22 protein-coding genes are annotated in these 19,815 nt (G+C 48.3%); 5 read left to right on the top strand and 17 right to left on the bottom strand.

What is annotated here, in order from left to right; translation table 11 throughout:
- Nucleotide 1: 1 nt before the first annotated feature.
- Nucleotides 2-433, bottom strand: coding sequence for an arsenate reductase ArsC (locus B5M42_RS10080; RefSeq protein ID WP_134752304.1), 432 nt, complete (start codon nt 431-433; stop codon nt 2-4).
- 210 nt (nt 434-643) lie between these two features.
- Here B5M42_RS10080 and B5M42_RS10075 point away from each other — a divergent pair, with 210 nt between their 5' ends.
- Complete coding sequence (locus tag B5M42_RS10075; RefSeq protein WP_134752302.1) at nt 644-1,021, top strand: ArsR/SmtB family transcription factor; 378 nt, start codon at nt 644-646, stop codon at nt 1,019-1,021.
- On the top strand, nt 1,011-3,128 hold the full coding sequence (locus tag B5M42_RS10070) for a heavy metal translocating P-type ATPase (protein ID WP_134752300.1): 2,118 nt from the start codon (nt 1,011-1,013) through the stop codon (nt 3,126-3,128). Before B5M42_RS10075 ends, B5M42_RS10070 begins: the two co-directional genes overlap by 11 nt.
- A 340-nt stretch (nt 3,129-3,468) precedes the next feature.
- Here B5M42_RS10070 and B5M42_RS10065 read toward each other — a convergent pair whose 3' ends face one another.
- From B5M42_RS10065 to B5M42_RS10050, 4 genes are read right to left on the bottom strand one after another with little or no spacing between them, the layout of a single operon-like run.
- Nucleotides 3,469-5,799 (bottom strand): VirB4-like conjugal transfer ATPase, CD1110 family, encoded by a 2,331-nt coding sequence (locus B5M42_RS10065; protein WP_134752298.1) that lies wholly within the window; start codon nt 5,797-5,799, stop codon nt 3,469-3,471.
- Nucleotides 5,792-6,157 (bottom strand): PrgI family protein, encoded by a 366-nt coding sequence (locus B5M42_RS10060; RefSeq protein ID WP_028598727.1) that lies wholly within the window; start codon nt 6,155-6,157, stop codon nt 5,792-5,794. Before B5M42_RS10060 ends, B5M42_RS10065 begins: the two co-directional genes overlap by 8 nt.
- 25 nt (nt 6,158-6,182) lie before the next feature.
- Nucleotides 6,183-6,512, bottom strand: coding sequence for a hypothetical protein (locus B5M42_RS10055; RefSeq protein ID WP_134752296.1), 330 nt, complete (start codon nt 6,510-6,512; stop codon nt 6,183-6,185).
- Nucleotides 6,513-6,536: 24 nt separating this feature from the next.
- Nucleotides 6,537-6,722, bottom strand: coding sequence for a hypothetical protein (locus B5M42_RS10050; RefSeq protein ID WP_076119668.1), 186 nt, complete (start codon nt 6,720-6,722; stop codon nt 6,537-6,539).
- Nucleotides 6,723-6,886: 164 nt separating this feature from the next.
- Here B5M42_RS10050 and B5M42_RS10045 point away from each other — a divergent pair, with 164 nt between their 5' ends.
- Entirely contained in the window at nt 6,887-7,222 is a 336-nt protein-coding gene (locus B5M42_RS10045; RefSeq protein WP_134752294.1) for a helix-turn-helix domain-containing protein, read from the top strand.
- 21 nt (nt 7,223-7,243) lie between these two features.
- Here B5M42_RS10045 and B5M42_RS10040 read toward each other — a convergent pair whose 3' ends face one another.
- From B5M42_RS10040 to B5M42_RS10005, 8 genes are all read right to left on the bottom strand, one after another.
- Nucleotides 7,244-8,083, bottom strand: coding sequence for a hypothetical protein (locus B5M42_RS10040; protein WP_028598725.1), 840 nt, complete (start codon nt 8,081-8,083; stop codon nt 7,244-7,246).
- 67 nt (nt 8,084-8,150) lie between these two features.
- The gene (locus B5M42_RS10035; RefSeq protein WP_256715116.1) at nt 8,151-8,444 is read right to left on the bottom strand and encodes a glutamyl-tRNA amidotransferase; all 294 of its coding nucleotides are present in this window, start codon (nt 8,442-8,444) and stop codon (nt 8,151-8,153) included.
- 11 nt (nt 8,445-8,455) lie between these two features.
- Nucleotides 8,456-10,225: a VirD4-like conjugal transfer protein, CD1115 family gene (locus tag B5M42_RS10030; protein WP_134752292.1), complete on the bottom strand. Its 1,770-nt coding sequence runs from the start codon at nt 10,223-10,225 to the stop codon at nt 8,456-8,458.
- Nucleotides 10,212-10,403, bottom strand: a complete 192-nt coding sequence (locus B5M42_RS10025; protein WP_021877380.1) for a hypothetical protein — start codon at nt 10,401-10,403, stop codon at nt 10,212-10,214. The genes B5M42_RS10030 and B5M42_RS10025 overlap by 14 nt, the downstream gene beginning before the upstream one ends.
- Before the next feature lie 46 nt (nt 10,404-10,449).
- Complete coding sequence (locus B5M42_RS10020) at nt 10,450-11,352, bottom strand: hypothetical protein (RefSeq protein ID WP_134752290.1); 903 nt, start codon at nt 11,350-11,352, stop codon at nt 10,450-10,452.
- A complete protein-coding gene (locus B5M42_RS10015) occupies nt 11,349-12,311 on the bottom strand; it encodes a PcfB family protein (RefSeq protein ID WP_134752288.1) in 963 nt (320 codons plus the stop codon). Before B5M42_RS10015 ends, B5M42_RS10020 begins: the two co-directional genes overlap by 4 nt.
- On the bottom strand, nt 12,253-13,644 hold the full coding sequence (locus B5M42_RS10010; RefSeq protein WP_134752286.1) for a relaxase/mobilization nuclease domain-containing protein: 1,392 nt from the start codon (nt 13,642-13,644) through the stop codon (nt 12,253-12,255). The genes B5M42_RS10015 and B5M42_RS10010 overlap by 59 nt, the downstream gene beginning before the upstream one ends.
- A gap of 14 nt (nt 13,645-13,658) precedes the next feature.
- The gene (locus tag B5M42_RS10005) at nt 13,659-14,024 is read right to left on the bottom strand and encodes a plasmid mobilization protein (RefSeq protein ID WP_230632830.1); all 366 of its coding nucleotides are present in this window, start codon (nt 14,022-14,024) and stop codon (nt 13,659-13,661) included.
- A gap of 461 nt (nt 14,025-14,485) precedes the next feature.
- Between B5M42_RS10005 and B5M42_RS10000 the strand changes: the two genes are divergently transcribed.
- Both B5M42_RS10000 and B5M42_RS09995 read left to right on the top strand, forming a co-directional pair.
- Entirely contained in the window at nt 14,486-14,725 is a 240-nt protein-coding gene (locus B5M42_RS10000) for a hypothetical protein (protein WP_134752284.1), read from the top strand.
- A gap of 267 nt (nt 14,726-14,992) precedes the next feature.
- Nucleotides 14,993-15,211: a helix-turn-helix domain-containing protein gene (locus tag B5M42_RS09995; protein ID WP_134752282.1), complete on the top strand. Its 219-nt coding sequence runs from the start codon at nt 14,993-14,995 to the stop codon at nt 15,209-15,211.
- An 11-nt stretch (nt 15,212-15,222) separates the two neighbouring features.
- On the opposite strand, the gene B5M42_RS09990 is transcribed toward B5M42_RS09995, so the two are convergent.
- The 4 genes from B5M42_RS09990 to B5M42_RS09975 all read right to left on the bottom strand — a co-directional run bounded on the left by B5M42_RS09990 (nt 15,223) and on the right by B5M42_RS09975 (nt 19,805).
- A complete protein-coding gene (locus B5M42_RS09990) occupies nt 15,223-15,918 on the bottom strand; it encodes a hypothetical protein (RefSeq protein ID WP_230632829.1) in 696 nt (231 codons plus the stop codon).
- Between the two features lie 88 nt (nt 15,919-16,006).
- On the bottom strand, nt 16,007-17,143 hold the full coding sequence (locus B5M42_RS09985) for a Ger(x)C family spore germination protein (RefSeq protein WP_134752280.1): 1,137 nt from the start codon (nt 17,141-17,143) through the stop codon (nt 16,007-16,009).
- The gene (locus B5M42_RS09980) at nt 17,140-18,666 is read right to left on the bottom strand and encodes a spore germination protein (RefSeq protein ID WP_134752278.1); all 1,527 of its coding nucleotides are present in this window, start codon (nt 18,664-18,666) and stop codon (nt 17,140-17,142) included. The genes B5M42_RS09985 and B5M42_RS09980 overlap by 4 nt, the downstream gene beginning before the upstream one ends.
- Nucleotides 18,667-18,668: 2 nt before the next feature.
- Nucleotides 18,669-19,805 (bottom strand): endospore germination permease, encoded by a 1,137-nt coding sequence (locus B5M42_RS09975; RefSeq protein WP_230632828.1) that lies wholly within the window; start codon nt 19,803-19,805, stop codon nt 18,669-18,671.
- Between the last annotated feature and the right edge of the window lie 10 nt (nt 19,806-19,815).

The following is a 19,815-nucleotide window of genomic DNA, read 5'->3' as shown; positions in this document are numbered from 1 at the left end:
TTTAAGCGACGGGAATGTCCATCCCTTTTAGCAACCCGATCACTTTCTCCCGAATTTCGTCACGCGCTCGCTTCACGTCTTCTAGGGTACCGCCGTCTACAGCCAACGGGTCGGGGATGTTCCACTCAACGTTCATGATCTTGAACGGTACGATGGGACAGCGCTCCACAATTTGTTCGCACAGCTTGACGATCGCATTCGACGCTAGAAAAAACCTCATATCAATTTTTTTGCAAACATGCTGGGAAAGATCGATGCCTACCTCACGCATGGCTTCAATGGTGTAAGGATGCACTTCATCGGATGGATCTAATCCGGCGCTCTCCACCACCACCTGATCCCCGCCATAATACTTGGCAAAAGCTTCAGCCATCTGACTTCGGCACCGATTTTGCCCGCAAATGAAATAAATTCGTGTAACATCCCGTTTCATTCTCCCACGCTCCCCTACCCGTTGTAAATAGCCATATAATTATTTGCTTATTTATAGTTCGATCTTACATGCCGAATGTTATCGCAGTATTAACGTTGGAAAAAGAAAAAAGCAGCCGCGCTCGATAAATAATCAAATGTGCATTTGAATAATATTAAGGTTTGTTGTATGATAATAATCAAATAATGATTTGATTGTTGAGGTGAAGAAATGAGCGAGCAAGAAAAGGACTCCTGTGAAATTTTTTGTTATGACGAACCTAAAGTCCAAAAAGTACAACTTGCAATTGAAGGACAAAATATTCAAGGCATGGTAAAGCTGTTCAAGGTACTGGCTGATGAAACAAGAATGAAAATTGCTTTCGCCTTGTGCGAAGAAGACGAACTATGTGTTTGTGACGTGGCCAACATCATCGGTTCTTCGATGGCAACAGCTTCTCATCATCTTCGAACATTAAAACAGCTCGGCTTGGCGAAATATCGCAAGGAAGGTAAATTAGTCTTTTACTCGCTGGAGGACGACCATGTTCGTCACTTGGTACAACTAGCTTCTACTCATTCACGGGAGTTGATCACCAATGGAAAATAGCGTTGAAAACACCGAAGATAAAAACGTCTACAGAGTTCAAGGCTTTACCTGTACGAATTGCGCAGGCATTTTCGAGAAAAATGTAAAAGGTTTGCCTGGCGTTAAAGATGCACAAGTCAATTTTGGAGCATCCAAGATTACCGTTTATGGAAGTACTACAGTGGAGGATTTAGAAAAGGCTGGAGCGTTTGAACGCCTGAAAGTTACACCTCAAAAACAACGGACGATTGAAAAGAAAAAGCCATTTTGGCAAGAGCATTGGAACGTATTGGTTTCTGCCGTATTGCTTGCGGCAGGTTATTTTCTAGGTGAGGGAAGTAACTTATCTGCAGTCATTTTTGCAGCTTCTATTCTCATTGGTGGTTACGATCTATTCAAAAAAGGGATTAAGAATCTCTTCTGGCTTCAGTTCGATATGAATACCCTTATGACGGTGGCCGTCATCGGTGCCGCGGCGATCGGCAAATGGGGCGAAGGCGCGACGGTTGTTATCTTGTTTGCAATTAGTGAAGTTTTGGAACGTTACTCTATGGAGAAAGCCCGTCAATCCATTCGTTCCTTGATGGATATTGCACCGAAGGAAGCTCTGATTCGACGCGGTTCCGAAGAAATTACGGTAAGTGTTGCGGATATACAGGTTGGCGACGTCATGATTGTAAAGCCAGGCCAAAAACTTGCAATGGATGGCGTGGTTATTAAAGGGACATCAACCATTAACCAAGCCGCGATAACCGGCGAATCGGTTCCCGTAACGAAAACAATTGATGATGAAGTTTTCGCAGGCACATTAAACGAAGAAGGGTTGCTTGAGGTCAAAGTAACGAAGCACGTTGAGGATACAACCATTTCCAAAATTATTCACCTGGTTGAAGAAGCACAAGCCGAACGTGCACCATCGCAAGCGTTCGTTGACCGATTTGCGAAATACTATACGCCAGCGATTATGATTATGGCATTAGGTATTGCCGTTGTGCCCCCTCTGTTCGTCGGCGCTGATTGGGGCGATTGGGTATATCGGGGATTAGCGTTACTCGTCGTCGGCTGTCCTTGCGCATTGGTCATTTCGACACCTGTTTCGATTGTTACTGCTATCGGAAACGCGGCGAAAAATGGCGTCCTTATCAAAGGCGGCATTCATCTTGAAGAAGCTGGGCGCCTTGCCGCAATTGCATTCGATAAAACGGGTACGCTGACGAAGGGATTCCCGGAAGTAACGAATGTCGATATTTTCGGAACGAAAGACGAAAAAGAATTGCTTGCTATCGCGGCAGTTATCGAAAAAGGTTCTCAACACCCGCTTGCTTCCGCGATTGTTCGTAAAGCTGAATACCTCGGAGCCGACTTATCCCTAGCCGTTGAGGATTTTCAATCCATAACCGGGAAAGGCGTTAAAGCAAAGGTAAACGGGGAATTGTATTACGTCGGTAGTCCGAAACTCTTTGCAGAACTTCACTCCGATATGAAAGTTGAAACGAATCAACGTATCGAAGCTCTACAAAAACAAGGGAAAACGGTTATGGTCTTGGGAACGGAAAAACAAGTCCTTGCCTTAATAGCCGTAGCCGATGAAGTGCGCGATTCCAGTAATGACGTTATTAAGCACTTACACGAAATTGGCATCAAGAAAACGATTATGCTTACGGGTGATAATCAAGTAACCGCCGAAACAATCGGGCGGCGACTAAATGTTACAGACGTTAAAGCCGACCTCATGCCTCAAGATAAATTAGACTATATCAAGCAGCTTCGTAAAGAATATGGTAATGTCGCAATGATTGGCGATGGCGTAAACGACGCGCCCGCGCTTGCAGCTTCAACGGTTGGTATCGCAATGGGCGGCGCTGGTACGGATACTGCCCTCGAAACCGCCGATATTGCGCTGATGGCTGACGACTTAGGTAAACTCCCGTATACGATTCGGTTAAGCCGTAAAACCCTTGCGATAATAAAACAAAACATTACGTTCTCGCTCGGGATTAAACTTGTCGCGTTGGCTTTGATTGTTCCTGGATGGCTTACGCTATGGATGGCTATTTTTGCAGATATGGGAGCTACCCTAATTGTTACTTTGAACAGCCTACGTTTGTTAAGAGTGAAAGGGAAATGATCGCCTATGAATAACCCTTGGAATAAAGTGTTTATCGGTTTGGGCACCCTTTTATGATTACCTCTTCAATTCCGGGCTATTTTAAAGGCCCGGAAAAAGATTTTTGAGAACCTCGACATTGAGCCTAAAAGCAAAGTTCTTTTTGTAGGCGTTGGGACAGGAGCAGTTTGCAGTTCATTAAAGACAATGATGTTTCTGTAACTGCAATTGACTTGTCATTCGAAATGCTTGGTCGAGCTAAGAATCAATATGACTCCTCCGATTTTAAGTTTGAGAGATGCATATTAAAGCTTGAGCGGCTGATCCTGTTTGCGACCAGCCGCTTACTGCTGTTTATCCATTACTCTCCGGGCTTCGTTGTCATTAGGCCATACAGTTTCGTGTGTCGCGGGAACCTGTCGGTAAACGGTACGAGGGAACTGCCGACCTTCATCAGACCATTCCCGGCGTCAACATTCGTAATGTAGGACAGTTGCAGGTCCGAAATGTTGAGCAACTCGGCAAGCTCCATCCGGTCGGTGCTGGCCTGATTCAGCATGACGATAAATTCGCTGTTTGCAAGCATGGTGCGGGCCGTATGGCTTTGCAGTAGATCATCCACATTTTGCGTGATGCCCGTGCAAAAAGCGCCATACTTTCGGACACGCTTCCAGAGCGTGAACAGAAAGTTGGCGCTATATTCGTGCTGGAACAAAAGGTAGATTTCATCAATAAAGATAAACGTATTCTTGCCTCTAGCGCGATTTTGCGTAATCCGATTCAAGATGTTGTCGAGTACGACCAGCATGCCGATGGGAAGAAGCTGCTTGCCCAAGTCGAGAATATCGTAGCAAATGAGCCGATTGTTGACATTGACGTTGGTCGATTGGGCGAACGTATTCAGACTGCCGGAAGTAAATAATTCAATAGCCAGCGCGATGTCCTGAGCCTCCGGTTCTGCTTGCTTGAGCAGCTCCGCGCGAAAATCCTGCAATGTCGGAGGCTGTCCCTTATAGTTGCTCCGCAAATACTTGCGATACACAGCGGCGGTACAGCGATCGATGAGCGATTTCTCCTTGGCTCCAAGCTGATGTCCTCCGATCAACTGCTCGCACAACGACAGGACGAATTCCGACTTAAGAATGATCGGATTGGCTCCGTCGCCATAATCCCGGTTCATATCCATCGCATTGATATGGTTCGACGAGGTAGCAGAGATGTGGATCGTCTCGCCACCCAGCGCATTTACCAGAGCGGAATACTCCCGCTCCGGGTCAATTAGGATAATGTCGTCATCGCTCGCCAATATCTGATTGACGATTTCCCGTTTCGCGGCGAAGCTTTTACCGGAACCGGATACGCCAAGGATAAAACTGTTTCCATTCAGCAGTTGCTTGCGATTGGCGACGATCATATTTTTGCTGATGACGTTTTGCCCGTAATAAATGCCTTCTGGATGCATGATCTCTTGCGCTCGAAACGGGATAAAGACAGCCGTACTTTCAGTCGTGAGCGTCCGCAAAGCATGAACCTTTCGCAGCCCATAAGGCAGCACCGTGTTCAAACCGTCCATTTGCTGATAGTAGAGCGTGGAAAACTGACACAAATGCTTGCGGGCCGTAGTGAGCAAGGTCTCCGTGTCGCTATCGAGTTGTTCTTTGCTGTCCGCGACATGCACCATCGTAAGTAGTCCGAACATCATCCGCTGGTCGCGTGTGGTCAGGTCGCTAAGAAATTCCTTGCTCTCTTTGCGCTGTTGCTCCATGTCGTAAGGAACAACGGCGGAAAAGTTGTTATTCCGGTTTTGCCGACGCTGCCAATTCGTAATGTTCGTCTCCACGCCGAGCAGTCGATTCTCCACTTCGCGAACAGCTTCATCGGTCGGTATCGGGATCACATCGAGCGACAGCAGCAAGTTGCGATTCAAATCACACAGTTCGGCTACCATGCTGTCCTTGATGTAGCTGGCGTAATCACGTAGAAAGATGACCCGACCGTAGTATTCGCCCATCCGAAAATGATCTTTGGCAAACTCGAAGGTGTCCGGGCAAATGTAATCCTTGAAATCGTGTCCCTTGCGCATCATCTCCTGCATGTCGAAGCGAAAATCGGCTTCCTCGCCAATCCGGAAGAAGTCATGCAGAATGCGCAGGCGGTCAGTCGCATCAAGCTCGGTACATTTCGAGCCGAGACGAGAGAAATGCGCCGTCAACTCCGTGCCGACCCGCGCGAAGTAATGGCGAGCTTCATCCACGTTCTTTTTAACTACGGAGATGGTAATGTATTTCTCTTGAATCGTCCCATTGGTGTTGCCATCAGTCGCTTTACCAAGCAACATGACGTTGTACTCCTGCCGATACACATCCAGCCCGTCGTGCTGGAGCGGAATAAGAATGGAACGTTCTACATCTGCCTGATTAAGCCGCCGATTGTGAATCGTAATCTTCGTCGTCGCGCCGCTGTCAAACGAATTAAGCAATTCGGAGTAGGAAAGGAACATCGTCTCCTTGTCCTCTCTCGATGCGACAGCGTAGTTGATGTCCGCGAAATGGAACGACTTCGAGAACTTGTTGCCGACAGCAAAAATCCCGTCCGGCCAGATGGCGCGGATCGGGATCGCTTGTTGTACGCTTTTGGGAATGATAGACCGTTCCTTGTCCTGCTTCATGGTGCGCCTGAGCGTCTTAATCATTGCGCTTCATCCTTTCTTGCTCACGCTTGTGCAGGCTTCCTTTCAGCGCTTCGTAGTATATGTTGGTCGAGCGGAAGACAAGCCGTCTTGGCATCAGAAACTCCGACTTCACATACGCCCACAATAGTTGCTCCGCCGTCATACCGTGATAGCGGATAAACCCGAGCGCGGCGCAGGGAGCTGCCCCTAATATGCACATCCAACTGAGCGTTTCCAGTCCGAAATGACTGCGCAGCCCGAAATACAGTCCAATCGCCGCAGCGACCGCCAGAATAGAAAAAAAGAACTGCCGCAAGGACAGTCCGAAGAACAAGCTTTCCGTATAATCCCGGATTTCCCGGTTGATTTTCACTTCCACTTTTTATCCCTCCCGGATGAGCAGTCTACGCCTCAGGCTCGTTGCGTTCAGGTTTGAACAGTGTGTCGTCATCAAATGGCACAGGATTGCTCAATAGTTCCACAGCAAGCTGAAAGCCATCCTTCATCCCTTGCAAATATAACCACTCATTGATAATCGATTGTTTAAAATGATGTCTGTCCTCCCAAGCTTCAAATTCAGGCATACGACCAATATCCATACCAACAAACAAGACTTGAAAAGCCTTCTTTTCTTCAGCACGAACACGCTTGAGAGCAGGATGATGCTCGAATCGTGCAGAAACGTAGTCCAATCGACCTTGAATAGCTGTTCGAAACCACGGTGGAATTTCCATTGCCTGCTTCCCCCCACAACTCTTTTACCTTACCTGCTGCTTCTGCTTGGCTTTCATGTGATGATAGCAGGCTACTAGCTGATCGACCTTCTGACTTTGCTCTTGAAATGCTTGATGGCCGGATAAAGAAATGGATTGCTTTATTAACTGTTCACCAAGCGTATTCAGCTTTCGCCGCTCCTCTTCCAGCTCTCTTAACAATTCGTTCATTTATCCATCCTCCCGTTTTTATTGTGAGAGCCGACATTTTTGAATGAAACATGGTGTATGTTAGAAGACTACTTCGATGGTAAGTTTTAATCTCATTTATGTCAATTGTGTGCTTCTCCATAATGGGAGTTATAAACTCATCCCCTTTAAAGAGGTGACGCTTGATGATTGGTTACGATAAAAAGAAGGTGGGGCAACGCATTCGGAAGCAACGAGAGGCTTTGGAAACTTCTCGTGAACAACTGGCTGAACGAATTGGACGGGTCCCAAGATTTTGCGCCGATATTGAACGAGGTAAAGCCGGGATGTCCATTGAAACGATGTTCAGCATTTGCAATTTGCTCAAGCTTTCTCCTAATGAATTGCTTCTGGGTCAAGAGGAGAGCACCTCACCTTACGATGAAACAGCATTGATTATGGCTGCGCTCAATCAATGCACAGAGAAGCAGCGTAAGGATGCTTTGGCGCTATTGAAGCTTTTTCTGACTGCAATCCGATAACTTCCATCATTCACAAGGTGATTACAGTCCCATCATTTCGCGCACGATACGATCTGCCATCTTCACTGTACCGACGAGAACGAGCATATTGAAAATGAGTTCCCCGATATACGTCCACACCATCGTAACCGCGCCCGCACTAGAATCGATGGCTGGGGGAGCGGTGGCAAAAGCGGAATAGATGATACAAGCCAGTACAATAATCGCTCCTTCCAGACACGCTGCCGCGTACCCTTTCAGGAACGACTTGCCGATATTTTGGCTTGGCTCCCCCGCAAATGCGGACAGCGGAACGGGGGCTATTGCCGTATACAAATAGATACGGAAAAAGCGCCCGTACACCGAAAGGATCATCACAAAGGATAGCACCGTAATGAACAAACTGCCGAGAATGGTGACGATCCACAGCGGAATGCTTTGCCAGAAGCCAACGTCTTCAATCGCTTGCGCTACCGTATCCGGCAAGGCCATAGCCTCTGTCGTTCCAAACCCGGAGCGTCCCATCATCGTTGAGATGATCCCCTGTACAATCGTAAAGAGAGCCATCATCAACTCCAGACCATAGGTTACGACCGCCTTGGCGAGCACAAAGCGGATAAACAGCTTGACGGCCATCTCCGGCCTTTTCACTTCCGCAAAACTGCCGGTCGACTTCACCACGCCAATCACAAAAAACAAGACCAGAAGCGCCAGTCCCGTCGCCTGCAACGCACCGTGAATATCTGTGATGACACGCCAAACGCCCCCACCCTTAAAATCCGCTGGCGATTGCGTAACGAGGCTCCAGATTTCATTCATCTTATCGTTCCAGGTATCCAAGGCATTTTCGAGGTTGTCGATCACCCAACTGTTTTTTGACACATGCTCACCCCTTCCGTAAACGGGGAACAGACGAAACGTCCGCCCCCCTTCATGCAAAGCTTCAGGCTCATCCGGCAATCAGGGTAAGAATTTCCTTCGTAAACGTAATAATGACCCCTCCGGCGAGCGTCAGAAACCCGTTTGCGCGCTGAGAAGGGTCATGGGATTTTAGCGACAATCCAATTTGAACAATGCCGAAACCGAGAATAATCATGCCAATCGCACGGATTAAACCGAAGATAAAAGTAGACAGGTTGTTGACTGTCGTCATCGGATCGCCCTCTGCATAAGCAGTGGAGACGAATACAGTTCCCGTTAAGATCAGCACGATGTACAGGGCCAGCAGCCGTTTCGTTTTCATTTTCAAGTTCATCATTCCCTTCGTAAAAATAACGACTCTACTTCTTCTTCCGAAAGAAGTTCATAATCCCCGTCTGCATGAAGGAACACGGATTGCCAGTCCAAAGCGTGTTCCGTGCCGCCATGCTGATAGGGAAGACCGTTACCATCCGTCGTGAGCGAGACATGAGGATGCCTGAGCAAATCATATTTGTCGTCCTGGACTGGATGTTCGCCACGGATAAAGAGCAGGCAAAAGCGGTTATCCAGCAACCTCACCTCGTCTGGTGTGAGCAATTCGCGGCCTGATTGCTGGTAGTTGATCGAGTAGCTGCCGTTTCTCCCCTTGCTCTGGCCGTAGGTATTGGTATCAATCGTTTCCTTGCCCAGCAGCTCCGAGACGTATTTGTGGGTAGACTGTTCGTTGCCGCCCAAGTACAAAAATTCGTCGCAGTTGCCCACAATCGATTCCCACGCATCCTTGTACAGCGCCTTGAGTTGCGCTAAATTTTGCAAAATGATAGAAACGGAAATTTCCCGGCTGCGCATCGTGGAGAGCAGCTTGTCAAATTCGTCGGGAAGCGCTACATTGGCGAACTCGTCCATGACAAAGTGAACATGAACCGGCAGGCGTCCGCCATGCCGATAGTCCGCCTCGTACATCAAGCATTGAAAAAGCTGCGTGTAGAGCATGCCGACAATGAAGTTGAAGCTGCTGTCGTTATCGGGAATGACGGCAAACATCGCCGTCTTCTTCTCCCCCATAACGGGCAATTCCATTTCGTCGACCATGCTCATCCCCGCAATCGTATGCAAATTGAACTTCTCCAATCGAACGCCGAGGCCAATTAAAATGGACTTGGCCGTCTTGCCCGCCGCCAGCTTGAAAATGTTGTACTGCTTGACGGCAAGGTGTTCCGGATCGCGCATGGCCAGCCGCTCGAATAGTTCATCGAGCGGGCTTTGGTACGTTTCGTCCTCCTCCCGCACCTCCGCAGCCGCGATCATTTCCATGACCATTGGGAAGTTTTGCTCCTCGGGCGGTGCTTCATATAGGAGGTATAGCACGAGCGCTTCCAGCAAGGCGGTCTCGGATCGCTCCCAAAAGGGATCGTTGGTATTGCTGCCCTTCGGAGTTGTATTACGAATCAGATTGGTGACCAGCTTGAGAACATCCTTGTCGTCTTGCAAATAGGCGAAAGGATTGTAGCCATGCGAACGGTGCGGATTGATGAGGTCCAGCACCTTGATGTCGTAGCCTTTGGACTTGAGCAGATGCCCGGTATCGCGCAAAATCTCGCCCTTTGGATCGAGCACAACAAAGGACGTATGCGCCTGCATGACATTCGGCTTGGCGTAAAACCTTGTTTTGCCAGACCCGGAACCTCCCACGACAAGGACATTCAAGTTCCGGCGATGCTTGCGGCCGTCCAAGCCGATTCGTACCTGCTGAGTCAAAATTTTGTTTTGTTCCGGTTGCTTGCTTCGATATCTGGCATTAATCGGTTTCGCTTTGCCCCATTTAGCGCTGCCATGTTCCTCTCGACGGCGGTAATTGCGTGGCGACGCTAGATATGCGCCGACCGCAACGGCGTAAATGAGAAAAAACAAAAACAAGCTTCGTGGCGTATCATCGACCCATTGAATCTGAAAGGGATGATAGATCGCTTCGCTGAGATACAGCAGAAGTGCCGGTAATCCCTTAGACAAAGCGGGGGCGGCAAGCAACGCCGCCCACACGACAGGAATAAAAAAAACCGCAAAGAGTAAGAGATTACTCCTTGCGGTTTCAGCGCGCCGCATGATGACTCCGGCGCTTTATTTTTTGATAGGGAGCGTCAATCGCTTTGAGCAATAAATCGTCAACAGGATCGGTCGGCCTCTGCTGGCCGATCAAATCGTTGCGCAGCGCATTCAGGGCGTTGATGACAATGCCATGCTCGTAATGATCCATTCTCAGGATGCGTTCTTCCTCCTTCATCGCCATTCCTCCCAACAGAAAAATGTAAAGCAGATTCGTGCCACTACTAGCGGGTGGAATCGCTGCGACCCGGTTGCTGCTGTCGCTGCTGGGCCAGCATACGGTGCATACGACGTGAAATGTCGTGTGCCGCATCCTTCATAACCGTCAGCACGGCGCGGATTTGCTGCGGCTCCATATCCTTGAGCCGTTCGGATACCCGACCGAAACGAAAGGAGGTCGTCTCGACGCCAAACTTTTTGCAAAGCATATACGCTGAGCAGTAAGCTTGGAAATTCGAATCAGAACGACTGTAGTTGTTATGCCCGCGATCAATCTCTGCGTGCGCCAGTTCCTGCGCGAGCGCTCGAAAAATGTCATCGGCCCCAAGTCCACGACGTATCACGATGTTTTGCGTATCCGGCTGATAAAGCGCATGGACTTCCGCTGGCAGGGCGTCTCCAATCACAATCGGAACAGGTGAACGGTCCATCAACGCCTTGATGCGTGTGCGATCATCCGGGTAGGTTGCAGGCTCCTTTTTCTGCGCGGTTGTTTGCGCAACATCGAACATCTTCTTGGGGTTGTAGCTGATTGCGGTACTCCCATCCTCCCGCTTGTATTCCTCGCCCGGCTCTAAGATATAAAATCCGGTTTCCTTGCGGCGAATGAAGACGCCTTGTTCCTTCCAGCTATCAAAATCAGCAATTCGAGTGGCATCCGGACGCTGCGCCAGAATAAGTAGCGCATTAGCGACGCTGTAGAGATCAAAGCGGCTTTGTACGTCCAGATAATGCTGAAATTGTTCACCGTTTTGAGCAATGGCGACTGTGGTAGCGTCAATCGTCTCATACGTCCATTGCCGCAGTTCTTGCTTTTTTTGCGCCCATGCTTCTTTGTCGAATGGCTGTTCACGCTGAGCGGAGATCGTAGATGCTTGGGGCTGGAATAACTCGTCCAGTTCGCTCATTTCGATTTCCCTCGCTTTCGATTCCCGGCCGCCGGGACGGACGCTTTATTATTGGACGTCGACTTCCTTCGATCTCTGCGCTTAGGCAACGACGGCTCCTGCTCCTGCTGCCGCCGTCTTGTCTCTGCTGCCCGGTTTTCCTCCCGAATTTCGCGCAGCAATTGGCGAACGGACATTTTCTCCTTTGGTTTTTCCGGGTCAATCGTAACCTTTTCGTATGCCGCGCTGCGCCCGAAGGTAGGCGCGGACGGAGAGGACGGTTCCGTTGTCGTCTCCTCCTTTGTCGGTGGGAGGGGGAGTGGACGATCCGGTTCCGTTTGTCCGTCCACCCGCTCCTCGACCGCCGGATGATCGGTTCGCTGCTGCTTGTTTACCGGCTGAACCTCCGCCGACGGCTCGGGCTTTCCCAACAGTTCGTCCAAAAAATCCTCACTGGCAACTGCCGCGCCCTCGTTTGACGCTGGCGGCTCGCTGGCTCCTTCTTCGGGTGTTACAGCATGTTGCTCCGGTGATTGTTCGGTTTTGCCGTCATCCGCCTGTTTTTGATTGCGTGATTGTTGAATTTCATTCTTAATGCTGGCGGTATCTACCGTCGCCAATTGGAAGCGTTCAACGATCCGGTTGATTTTGGACGCATCCTCGGCTCGTACCATCACATCGCAAAGTCCGTCTACGTTTTTCTTGTCACGCAGCGCACAATAGAGGACACCATACCGCTTCGCTTCTTTGCAAAAAGTCGGCAAGTCTTCATTTCGTACCGCAAATACCTTCAGTTCCTTGCCACTGCGCAGCAAGCTTTCCAGACGAATGCGGCCTCTTGTTCGCTTTTGCCCTTGTAGGGCAGCGAACAAATAAACAGCCAGATGCTTCGCGCCTTCACCGGAAATTTTCGCCATGACCTCAATGCCACGGAGACTCATACTGACGACCTGATCGGCCGCCTCGGTTCCACTGCTCATGGACATTAGCCTCCCTTCGTGTCGATTGGTCTTCCTCGTTACGTTGCAGCTTGTTTGCCAGTTCGCCGGATCGGGCTAGGATGCCCGTACAAAGCCTCACCTCCTTTCGGAGCTTCGCGAGCTGTCGGGATAGTTCAGCAATTTGCGATTTGTATAGCTCGATTTGCTCGGGTTTCCGACAACGGCGAAGGCGGTTGTACAGCATTTTGCGAGAACAGTATCCCTGTTTCAACTCCGCTTGCAGCCCATCGTGATAAGCTGTCAATTGTGCCCTGCTGGAGATGCCATGACGACATAGCAGCTTGGTTTGCTCTGTAATGGCAGTCAGGTGTCTTAAGTCTTCACGCAATAAAAAAGACGTCCGTTTACGGGACGCACGTGAAAGGGGCAGAATACCCATCTTGAATAAGTAACGCAGATACAAGGCTTGCAGACCGCTAAATCTGCGTCCGATGTGTACGGTGCTGCGAACGATGACGGCTCGCCTGCGCCGCGGCAACGGCATGGGTGGCTGACGCTGCGGTAACTGGTTTTGCAGAATACGCTCTTTTATCGCATGCTCCGTGTACTCGTCGCCAAGGCTGTGCAATCGAACAAACCGCTCTTTGCCCGGCGGACGTACCGCCAAATGCTTTACGTTCGACTTTATTTCATAACCCTGCTTTTGAAGGATCGTGAAGAATTGCGTCATCGTCATGGCAGCGGCGATAGCGGCGTCGATGTCCTCGCGAATCAAACCGCGCCAGGTCGGCTTGTTTTCCTGCTCCGCTCGCCACTCGCCGTAATGCTTGGCCTTGTCCGGTTCTGGCTGCTCGATGACCGATAAGGCATGCTCCTGGCACAGTCGATCGGAGGTTTGCCGCATAAGCGCGTAAGAGGCTTTGTTATCGTAGTAGCGTTTACCGTCCAGAAACGACACCGAGTTTAATACGAAATGATTGTGCAGATGCTCCTTGTCCAGATGGGTCGATACAACGACTTCAAAGCGCTCCCCCCATAGCTCCTGCGCCAGTTTGATGCCAATGGCGTGTGCCATTTCCGGCGTCGTTTCACCCGGTGCAAACGCCTGATACCCGTGAAAAGCCACAATGCCATCGGTCTTTTGATATTGTCGCTTGGTTCGCTGCATTTGCTCGTAAGCGGTAAGAGGATCGCAATTGATCCCGCTCACGTAAAGCTGTTTTTCCGTTTTGGCATCCGCGCTGGTATAAGCGAGCACCTGCTGCAAGTCATCATGCGCTTCACGTGCTTGATCGGTCTTATCAGGATTGGTGGCGTAATCCAGCACGCGCTTGAGACGGTCGGTCACGTCCCATATTGCGGTTGTCGCCATATGCGCTGTCTCCTTTACGGCGGATGTACGTTAGGATTTCCTTGTGGTACGGTTCTCGGTTCCGGTGCTGTCACGGCCTGTTGAATCTGCTGGACAGCGCGGCGCAAGTGATCAGCCTCCTGCTGAAAAGCTCCACGATCCAGATGTCCGGTCGCATGCGCCTTCGCGGCCAATTGGTTAAGGTTATTGCCGATAGCGTGCAGTTCACGCATCATCGTGAAATAGTCTTTTGGCGGCATCGCCTTCGGAACATAGCCATTAATGAGAGATCGAATATAACCCTCCTGTGAAAGTCCCGATTTTTTCGCGCTCGCTTGGAGTCTTGTGTTTTCATCGTTGTTCACCCATACCTGAATGCGAATCGCTCGTCTTCTCATCATGTTCACTTCCCTCTTCAAAGGAAATAAGACTGGATCACCGAAGCCGAATGAAACGCTAAATATTTTCTGGCGTTTCTGAAAAATACCGATCTTTGTTGAAACCTATATTCTTGATAAAACAGCGTGTTGTTGAGGTAGGGGTATTAGGGGCTTGCCCCTAACAAGCGAATTTGGGAGACCAAATTCAGTGCTTGCTGCAACACGAGACACCCGTCTCGTGTTGACTCCCAGAACCCGCCGAGAAAAAGGACGAAGACCGACGAAAAAAACAATCGCGGCGTCACCATCGATCAGCGTGATGTTTGGAGAAAATAAAGTGGTAGAGTGGCGTCGGGCTTTAAGCCAACGGGCAGTTTACTTGAAGGATAATGTTGTTATTTGTTCAACAAACGGGTCATGATCATTGCGATAAGATGTGTTAAGATTAAGGTAAGATATTATCTCAACGAGGAGGGATTGTAATGGCATCTTGGATTTCCTGGCTCGCTGTAGGACTTATGATAGCTGTATTAGTCTATGCAGTTTTAAGTGTTTATTTAAAGAAACCAATAGGCTTATACATTGCCGCAGCTTTCCATATTGCTTTGGGTATCTTATCACTTCCTTCAATCGGATTATATGTGTTGGGAATAGCTATTCTCGAATTAATCGTAGGATTTATAATGACTATAAAAACAACAAAAACATTAAAAACATCATAATGTTAAACAATGTATTCCTGCTTTTATTCAGCAAATGGGCACAATTATTGAATTAGCATCGCTGTTCTTATTAAACTAACGGGAAACGATAGTTGAGGGTTAAGCACAACAACGGCAGACTGGAACTTCATTTTCACGTCCCAGTCTGCCGTTGTTGCATTTATCGGCTTAGTTTCTTCGAACACCTGAACCGTCCCCCGAGATGACAACAATTCTTTTGCTTTAGGAAAATAAATCCTTTATGATTACATAAGGGAGCGTGATTCTATGAGCATGGCCGTCAAGGTGAAAATGCTGCTCGCGGCAAGGGGAATGACCGTTGCCGATTTAGCTGATCGAATAGAGCCGAAAACAACCAGGCAAAATGTGAACACCAAGCTGAAGCGCGATAATCTCTCGGAACAAGACCTGCATGAGATCGCAAAAGCCTGCAACGCGACGTTCGAGGGGATTTTCACGCTCAATGATACCGGCAAGCAAATATAAGAAACGCACCCTCATTCGAGCGGTGCGTTTTTGTATCTGTTTGATAGACAAGGGATGCGCCCCCACATCTTCATTGTCCGCAAAGCACGCCCGACATCGCGCGGCCGCCACGGACAGTCAAGGTCGTGCAGTGCAATTAGCTTGGTTTGTACATTTGTCCCTGCGCCCATTTTGAACGTCGACCCCAGCAAAACACGAACCTGCCCTGTCCGTACCTTAGCAAACAGTTCCTTCTTCTTTACCTCCGTGTTGGCGTCGTGGATGAAGGCGATCTCATCATCCGGAACGCCCTTCTCCGTCAGTTTACGCCGCAGTTCGTCGTACACATTAAAGGTGCCATCCTGCTTAGGGATCGAAAGATCGCAAAAGACCAGTTGCGCAAGCCGCTGCTCCTGGCTGTCTGCCCATTGCCGATAGACGTTATCCGCACAAGCGCTCACTTTGCTGCCTTCGTCATCGGGTAGCATTGCGTTTGCAAGCCGTTGATCGAGGGCCAGCTTGCGCCCGTCGTTGGTGATCTTGAGCATGTTGTCTTCATGCGGCTCTACTCGCTTCGCTCGCACCAGTTCGGCGCGGCTGGCGAGATCCGCGACCATCTCACGCTGAAAATCGCTCGGCGGAACAGCGACGTTGTGGAAGTGGGCTTTGGGAACCGGAAGCTGGAGCATATCCTTCCGGTGCAGTTTGTCAAGGAGGTTATAACTCAAATGAAACGGGCACCGGTCGCCCAATGCCCCATATAGGGGCAGTACCAGCGAAGCTGACACCACCCGCAAAGAAAATCACAACCAAATATCAAGGTGAAAGTTTATACCTGCCAGGGTACACGATTTGTACGTTAACGTTGATCGTTCGTAAGGAATCTTTGTTTAGTACAGTCCCAGATGCAATCCGTTTCCACGCATACGGATTCCTGCGAAAAAGAGATTCCCCTAGATTATAAATATCTATTCTCTTTTCAAACGCGGTTTGAAAGGTCTGCCTAATTTGATGCTCAATTTCTTTTTGAGCCAGTTGCGTGAGTTCTTGCTCCGTAACGTCTGCATGTAGCTCATTTACTCCGGCCTTCACCTTAACGGAAATATCGAAATATGCTTTGTCATATTTAACCCTTGGTTTGACGTCATATTCGGGTTTTTCTGCGACGAGAACTGCAACAAGCTTGTTATCGGAAAACAAGTCAACGGGCAGTCGGATTGTGTGTTTATTCAGCCATGGCAATCCTTTTATTTCTTCGAGGCTCATGCGTGCGTAATATTTGTCCTTATCGTATATTTGTATGCCTGAATATCTAAGCATCTCATGCGGTTTTTGATTTTCCTTCCATTGATCCTTTCGAACAGATAATTCTGGTATGTAGCTTGTCTTCGCCTTTTCGTTTGAATCCATTACAAATTTTTGCAGGCGGATCGGAGCGAGGATAGAACGCTGCCGATAATTCTGTTCGGGGTTATGTAGAATCGATGCTTTTGGCGATAATCTGAAAAATGGAGTCGCAATTAAGACCTCGTCAAGGGGATCGCGCGTACTGAACACCCAAGCTAAGTACCTTATCTCACGATATCGGTCGATCAGTTCCAACACTTCACCGACTTTTCGTTCCTTCAATAACCTTTCGCTAAACAAGATTGCAGAGATTTGTCCCCAGTTTAACCTTTGTTGCGAAGTGCTGTATAAATCATTCCCTGCTTCTGTAAATGAGATACCTTTTCCTCTACCGATCCAGACCGGAGGCTGTTCCGCTTTCTGTTGTCCTTCCAGTTTTGCCACTGTCGAGAAATCGAGCAACTGCGCATAAATGATGTATTGACCATCCGCATAGTCAATTCCAACAGCAGTTACATAATTCATGTTTTGCACTTCGTATTTGCTCCAACATCCGGTGAGAAAGAAGGGAAGCAGAAGAACTGCGGTAAATTTGTATGCGTTCATTGTTGCCCCTCCCCTTGGCGTGTGGGATCTTGAGTGTTTAGCATGTCAGGGCGGGTTTTCCGCCATTTCCAAGGTAACCGAAATAAGGCATTGGCGAAATCTTTATATGGAGGCGAAACCGGAGCCAGATAAGGCAATCCGCATGAACGCAAAGAGGCCAAATGAGTTGTTACAAGAAATAAAGCAAGCAAGAAACCATAGATCCCAAGGATGGCGGACAGTGCGAAGATGAAGAAGCGCAAAATGCTTATTGTCCCACTCATTGACTGGTTGGATAAAGTCGAACCGAACACTTGCGTAATAGCTCCTATGACAACAATGCTAGGGGATAAAAATCCTGCGCGTATGGCTGCATCCCCTAAAATAAGCCCTCCCACTACCGTAACTGTAGATCCTATCGCTGAAGGCAACCGAATACCGGCTTCCCGCAATATTTCCAAAAAGATGAGCGCGAGAAACATTTCCCCTGTCAGGCCAAGAGGAATGCCTAATCGGTTGATGCCAATTGTTGCAAGAAGGTAATAGGGCAACTGATCCTGATGAAACGAAAGAATGGCAACCCAAAAACCGGGCAGCATGAGTGATACGGTCAATCCGAGCAAACGAAGCGCTTGCCCAAACGTAGACGATAATGCAGTAAAGTGGATGTCTTCCGGCGTTTTCAAGAGCAGGAACAAATTTGCCGGTGCGATCAACGCGGCAGGCGTACCATCCACAATCAGCGCTACACGTCCATTCATCATGCAGTTAACGGTAAAGTCGGGTCTTCCCGTATAGCCCATCAAAGGAAACAAAGCTTTGGTCGGTTCCATTAACTCTTCCAGTTGAGTGGCGCTGATTGCTCCGTCAATGTGAACACGATCCAATTTCATCTTGATATCTTGGACGATTTTCGGATCAACAATGTCTTGCATATAGAGAATTGCAATAGTTGTTTTTGTCCGGACACCTACTGTTTTCGTTTCGTATACCATGCTTGTTGACTTGATTCGTTTCCGAATTAACGCAACATTGACACCGAGTTCCTCAACAAAACCGTCTTTCGGCCCGCGAATAGAGACTTCGATATTGGATTCTTCGGGCTGGCGTGCCGGTTTTTTCGATATGTCGAGGGAGAACAAAGAAGTTAGTGTCGGAATGAACAAAAGCAGTTTTCCCTCAAAAATGTCCGTTTCGGATTTCTGCCCCCACTCCTCGAAGGAAATGCTCTCAAGCTGTAATTGACACGACTCAAGAACTTCCTTGTTCTTTTGAAAACCGTGATTTTCGTAAAACCGAGTCAAGTGAGGAAGCACCACATCCTGAATGAGTTGTTGGTTGTCACATAACCCATCGCAATACAGTAAAACGATCCTGGATTGATCGTCGCCAGTTTTTAATTTGTAAACATGATGCTTTACATCACGACACATCTGGAAACGTTGAAGAAGTGTTTGTTCATTAAGCGGTTGTGTATCAGGCGCCCCTTGTTGTGTCGACGATTTTATGTCCTTTGCCCATTTATTTCTGAAAAGCTTTATCATCTTCAATTGCTCCTTTTACTCCGTGTTGAGATTAAAATTCGCACGAAATATACGAACATGACCCCAATGGTAAAGACACAAAACGAAGGAAAGTAATATCGGCTGAGCAGGTCTTGAAAAAGCATATCGCTGATTGGCAACAATGTAGCAACCAGCATGAATAAAGCGCCCAGAAACATAGGCAACCACTTATACTTTTGCAATTTCCACAATTCGCTTAAGAGTAACAGGGAAAGGGAAACTCGAATGTACATACCGGATAACCACTGGTAAATCGAGAAAAAATCAACATGCTCCACATACTCGCCCAGTCGAACCATTCTCCATTGTTCGAAAGCGGGGTATCGTTGGTGTGCCGCTTCATCAGGGCCGTACATGGTAATCGAGCCCATCAAAGGGCCGATCGTTAGCCCGGATAATATGATGCAAATAAGCATTAAACTTTTGAAACCTGGTTTTTTCGTTAACTTGTGCTGAAACAAAATCAGCAACGACAACTCCAACAATCCCCCAGCTGCGTAGGGTATGCCTTTCCAAAGCGGAGATAACCCATTTTCGAGAAGAGGAAATAGCATGGTGTAGTCTTTAAACTGAAAGTTTGCAACCATGACAAGGTCACCCAGAATAACAACAAAAGGCAACAATATCCCGCTTAAAATTGCAATGGTGCGAAGCCCTTTATATGCCGCGAAGAAGCATCCGAAAAGCGTCGTTCCTGCGAGAACAAGCATTGGAGATTGAGGCATATAAGTTGCAATTGTCCATGTTATAGTGTCCTTAAAGGAAATGAGTCCCATAAGCCATACAAGTACACTGTATAGGACAATCAAGGTTGCCGAGAGAACCATTCCGAATTGTTGCTTTAACCAATCCCTAACATGCATTCCGTTCATGTTTTTTAGGATATAGCTCAGAATGCCAATCCAAATTGGCGAAGCGATTAAAACAAGAAGTACTACAAGCCAGGCATCTCGCCCTGATGCACCGAGCAGTAACGGTATGATGATGACGTGGTTCAGCAAACCGACAGAAAGTATTATGATCATGTATGACTGTAAAACTGAAATTTTCGGCATCAAACTCACCTTACCCTGTGAAGCACTAAATGGAAGCAGTACCATTACTTTCCCCATCTTCATCCCAAATTAC

The organism is Paenibacillus athensensis, from assembly GCF_004514475.2.
GTDB lineage: Bacteria > Bacillota > Bacilli > Paenibacillales > NBRC-103111 > Paenibacillus_AL > Paenibacillus_AL athensensis.
The sequence above is the reverse complement of the archived record's forward strand: the minus strand, read 5'-3'. Positions and strand labels throughout refer to the sequence as shown.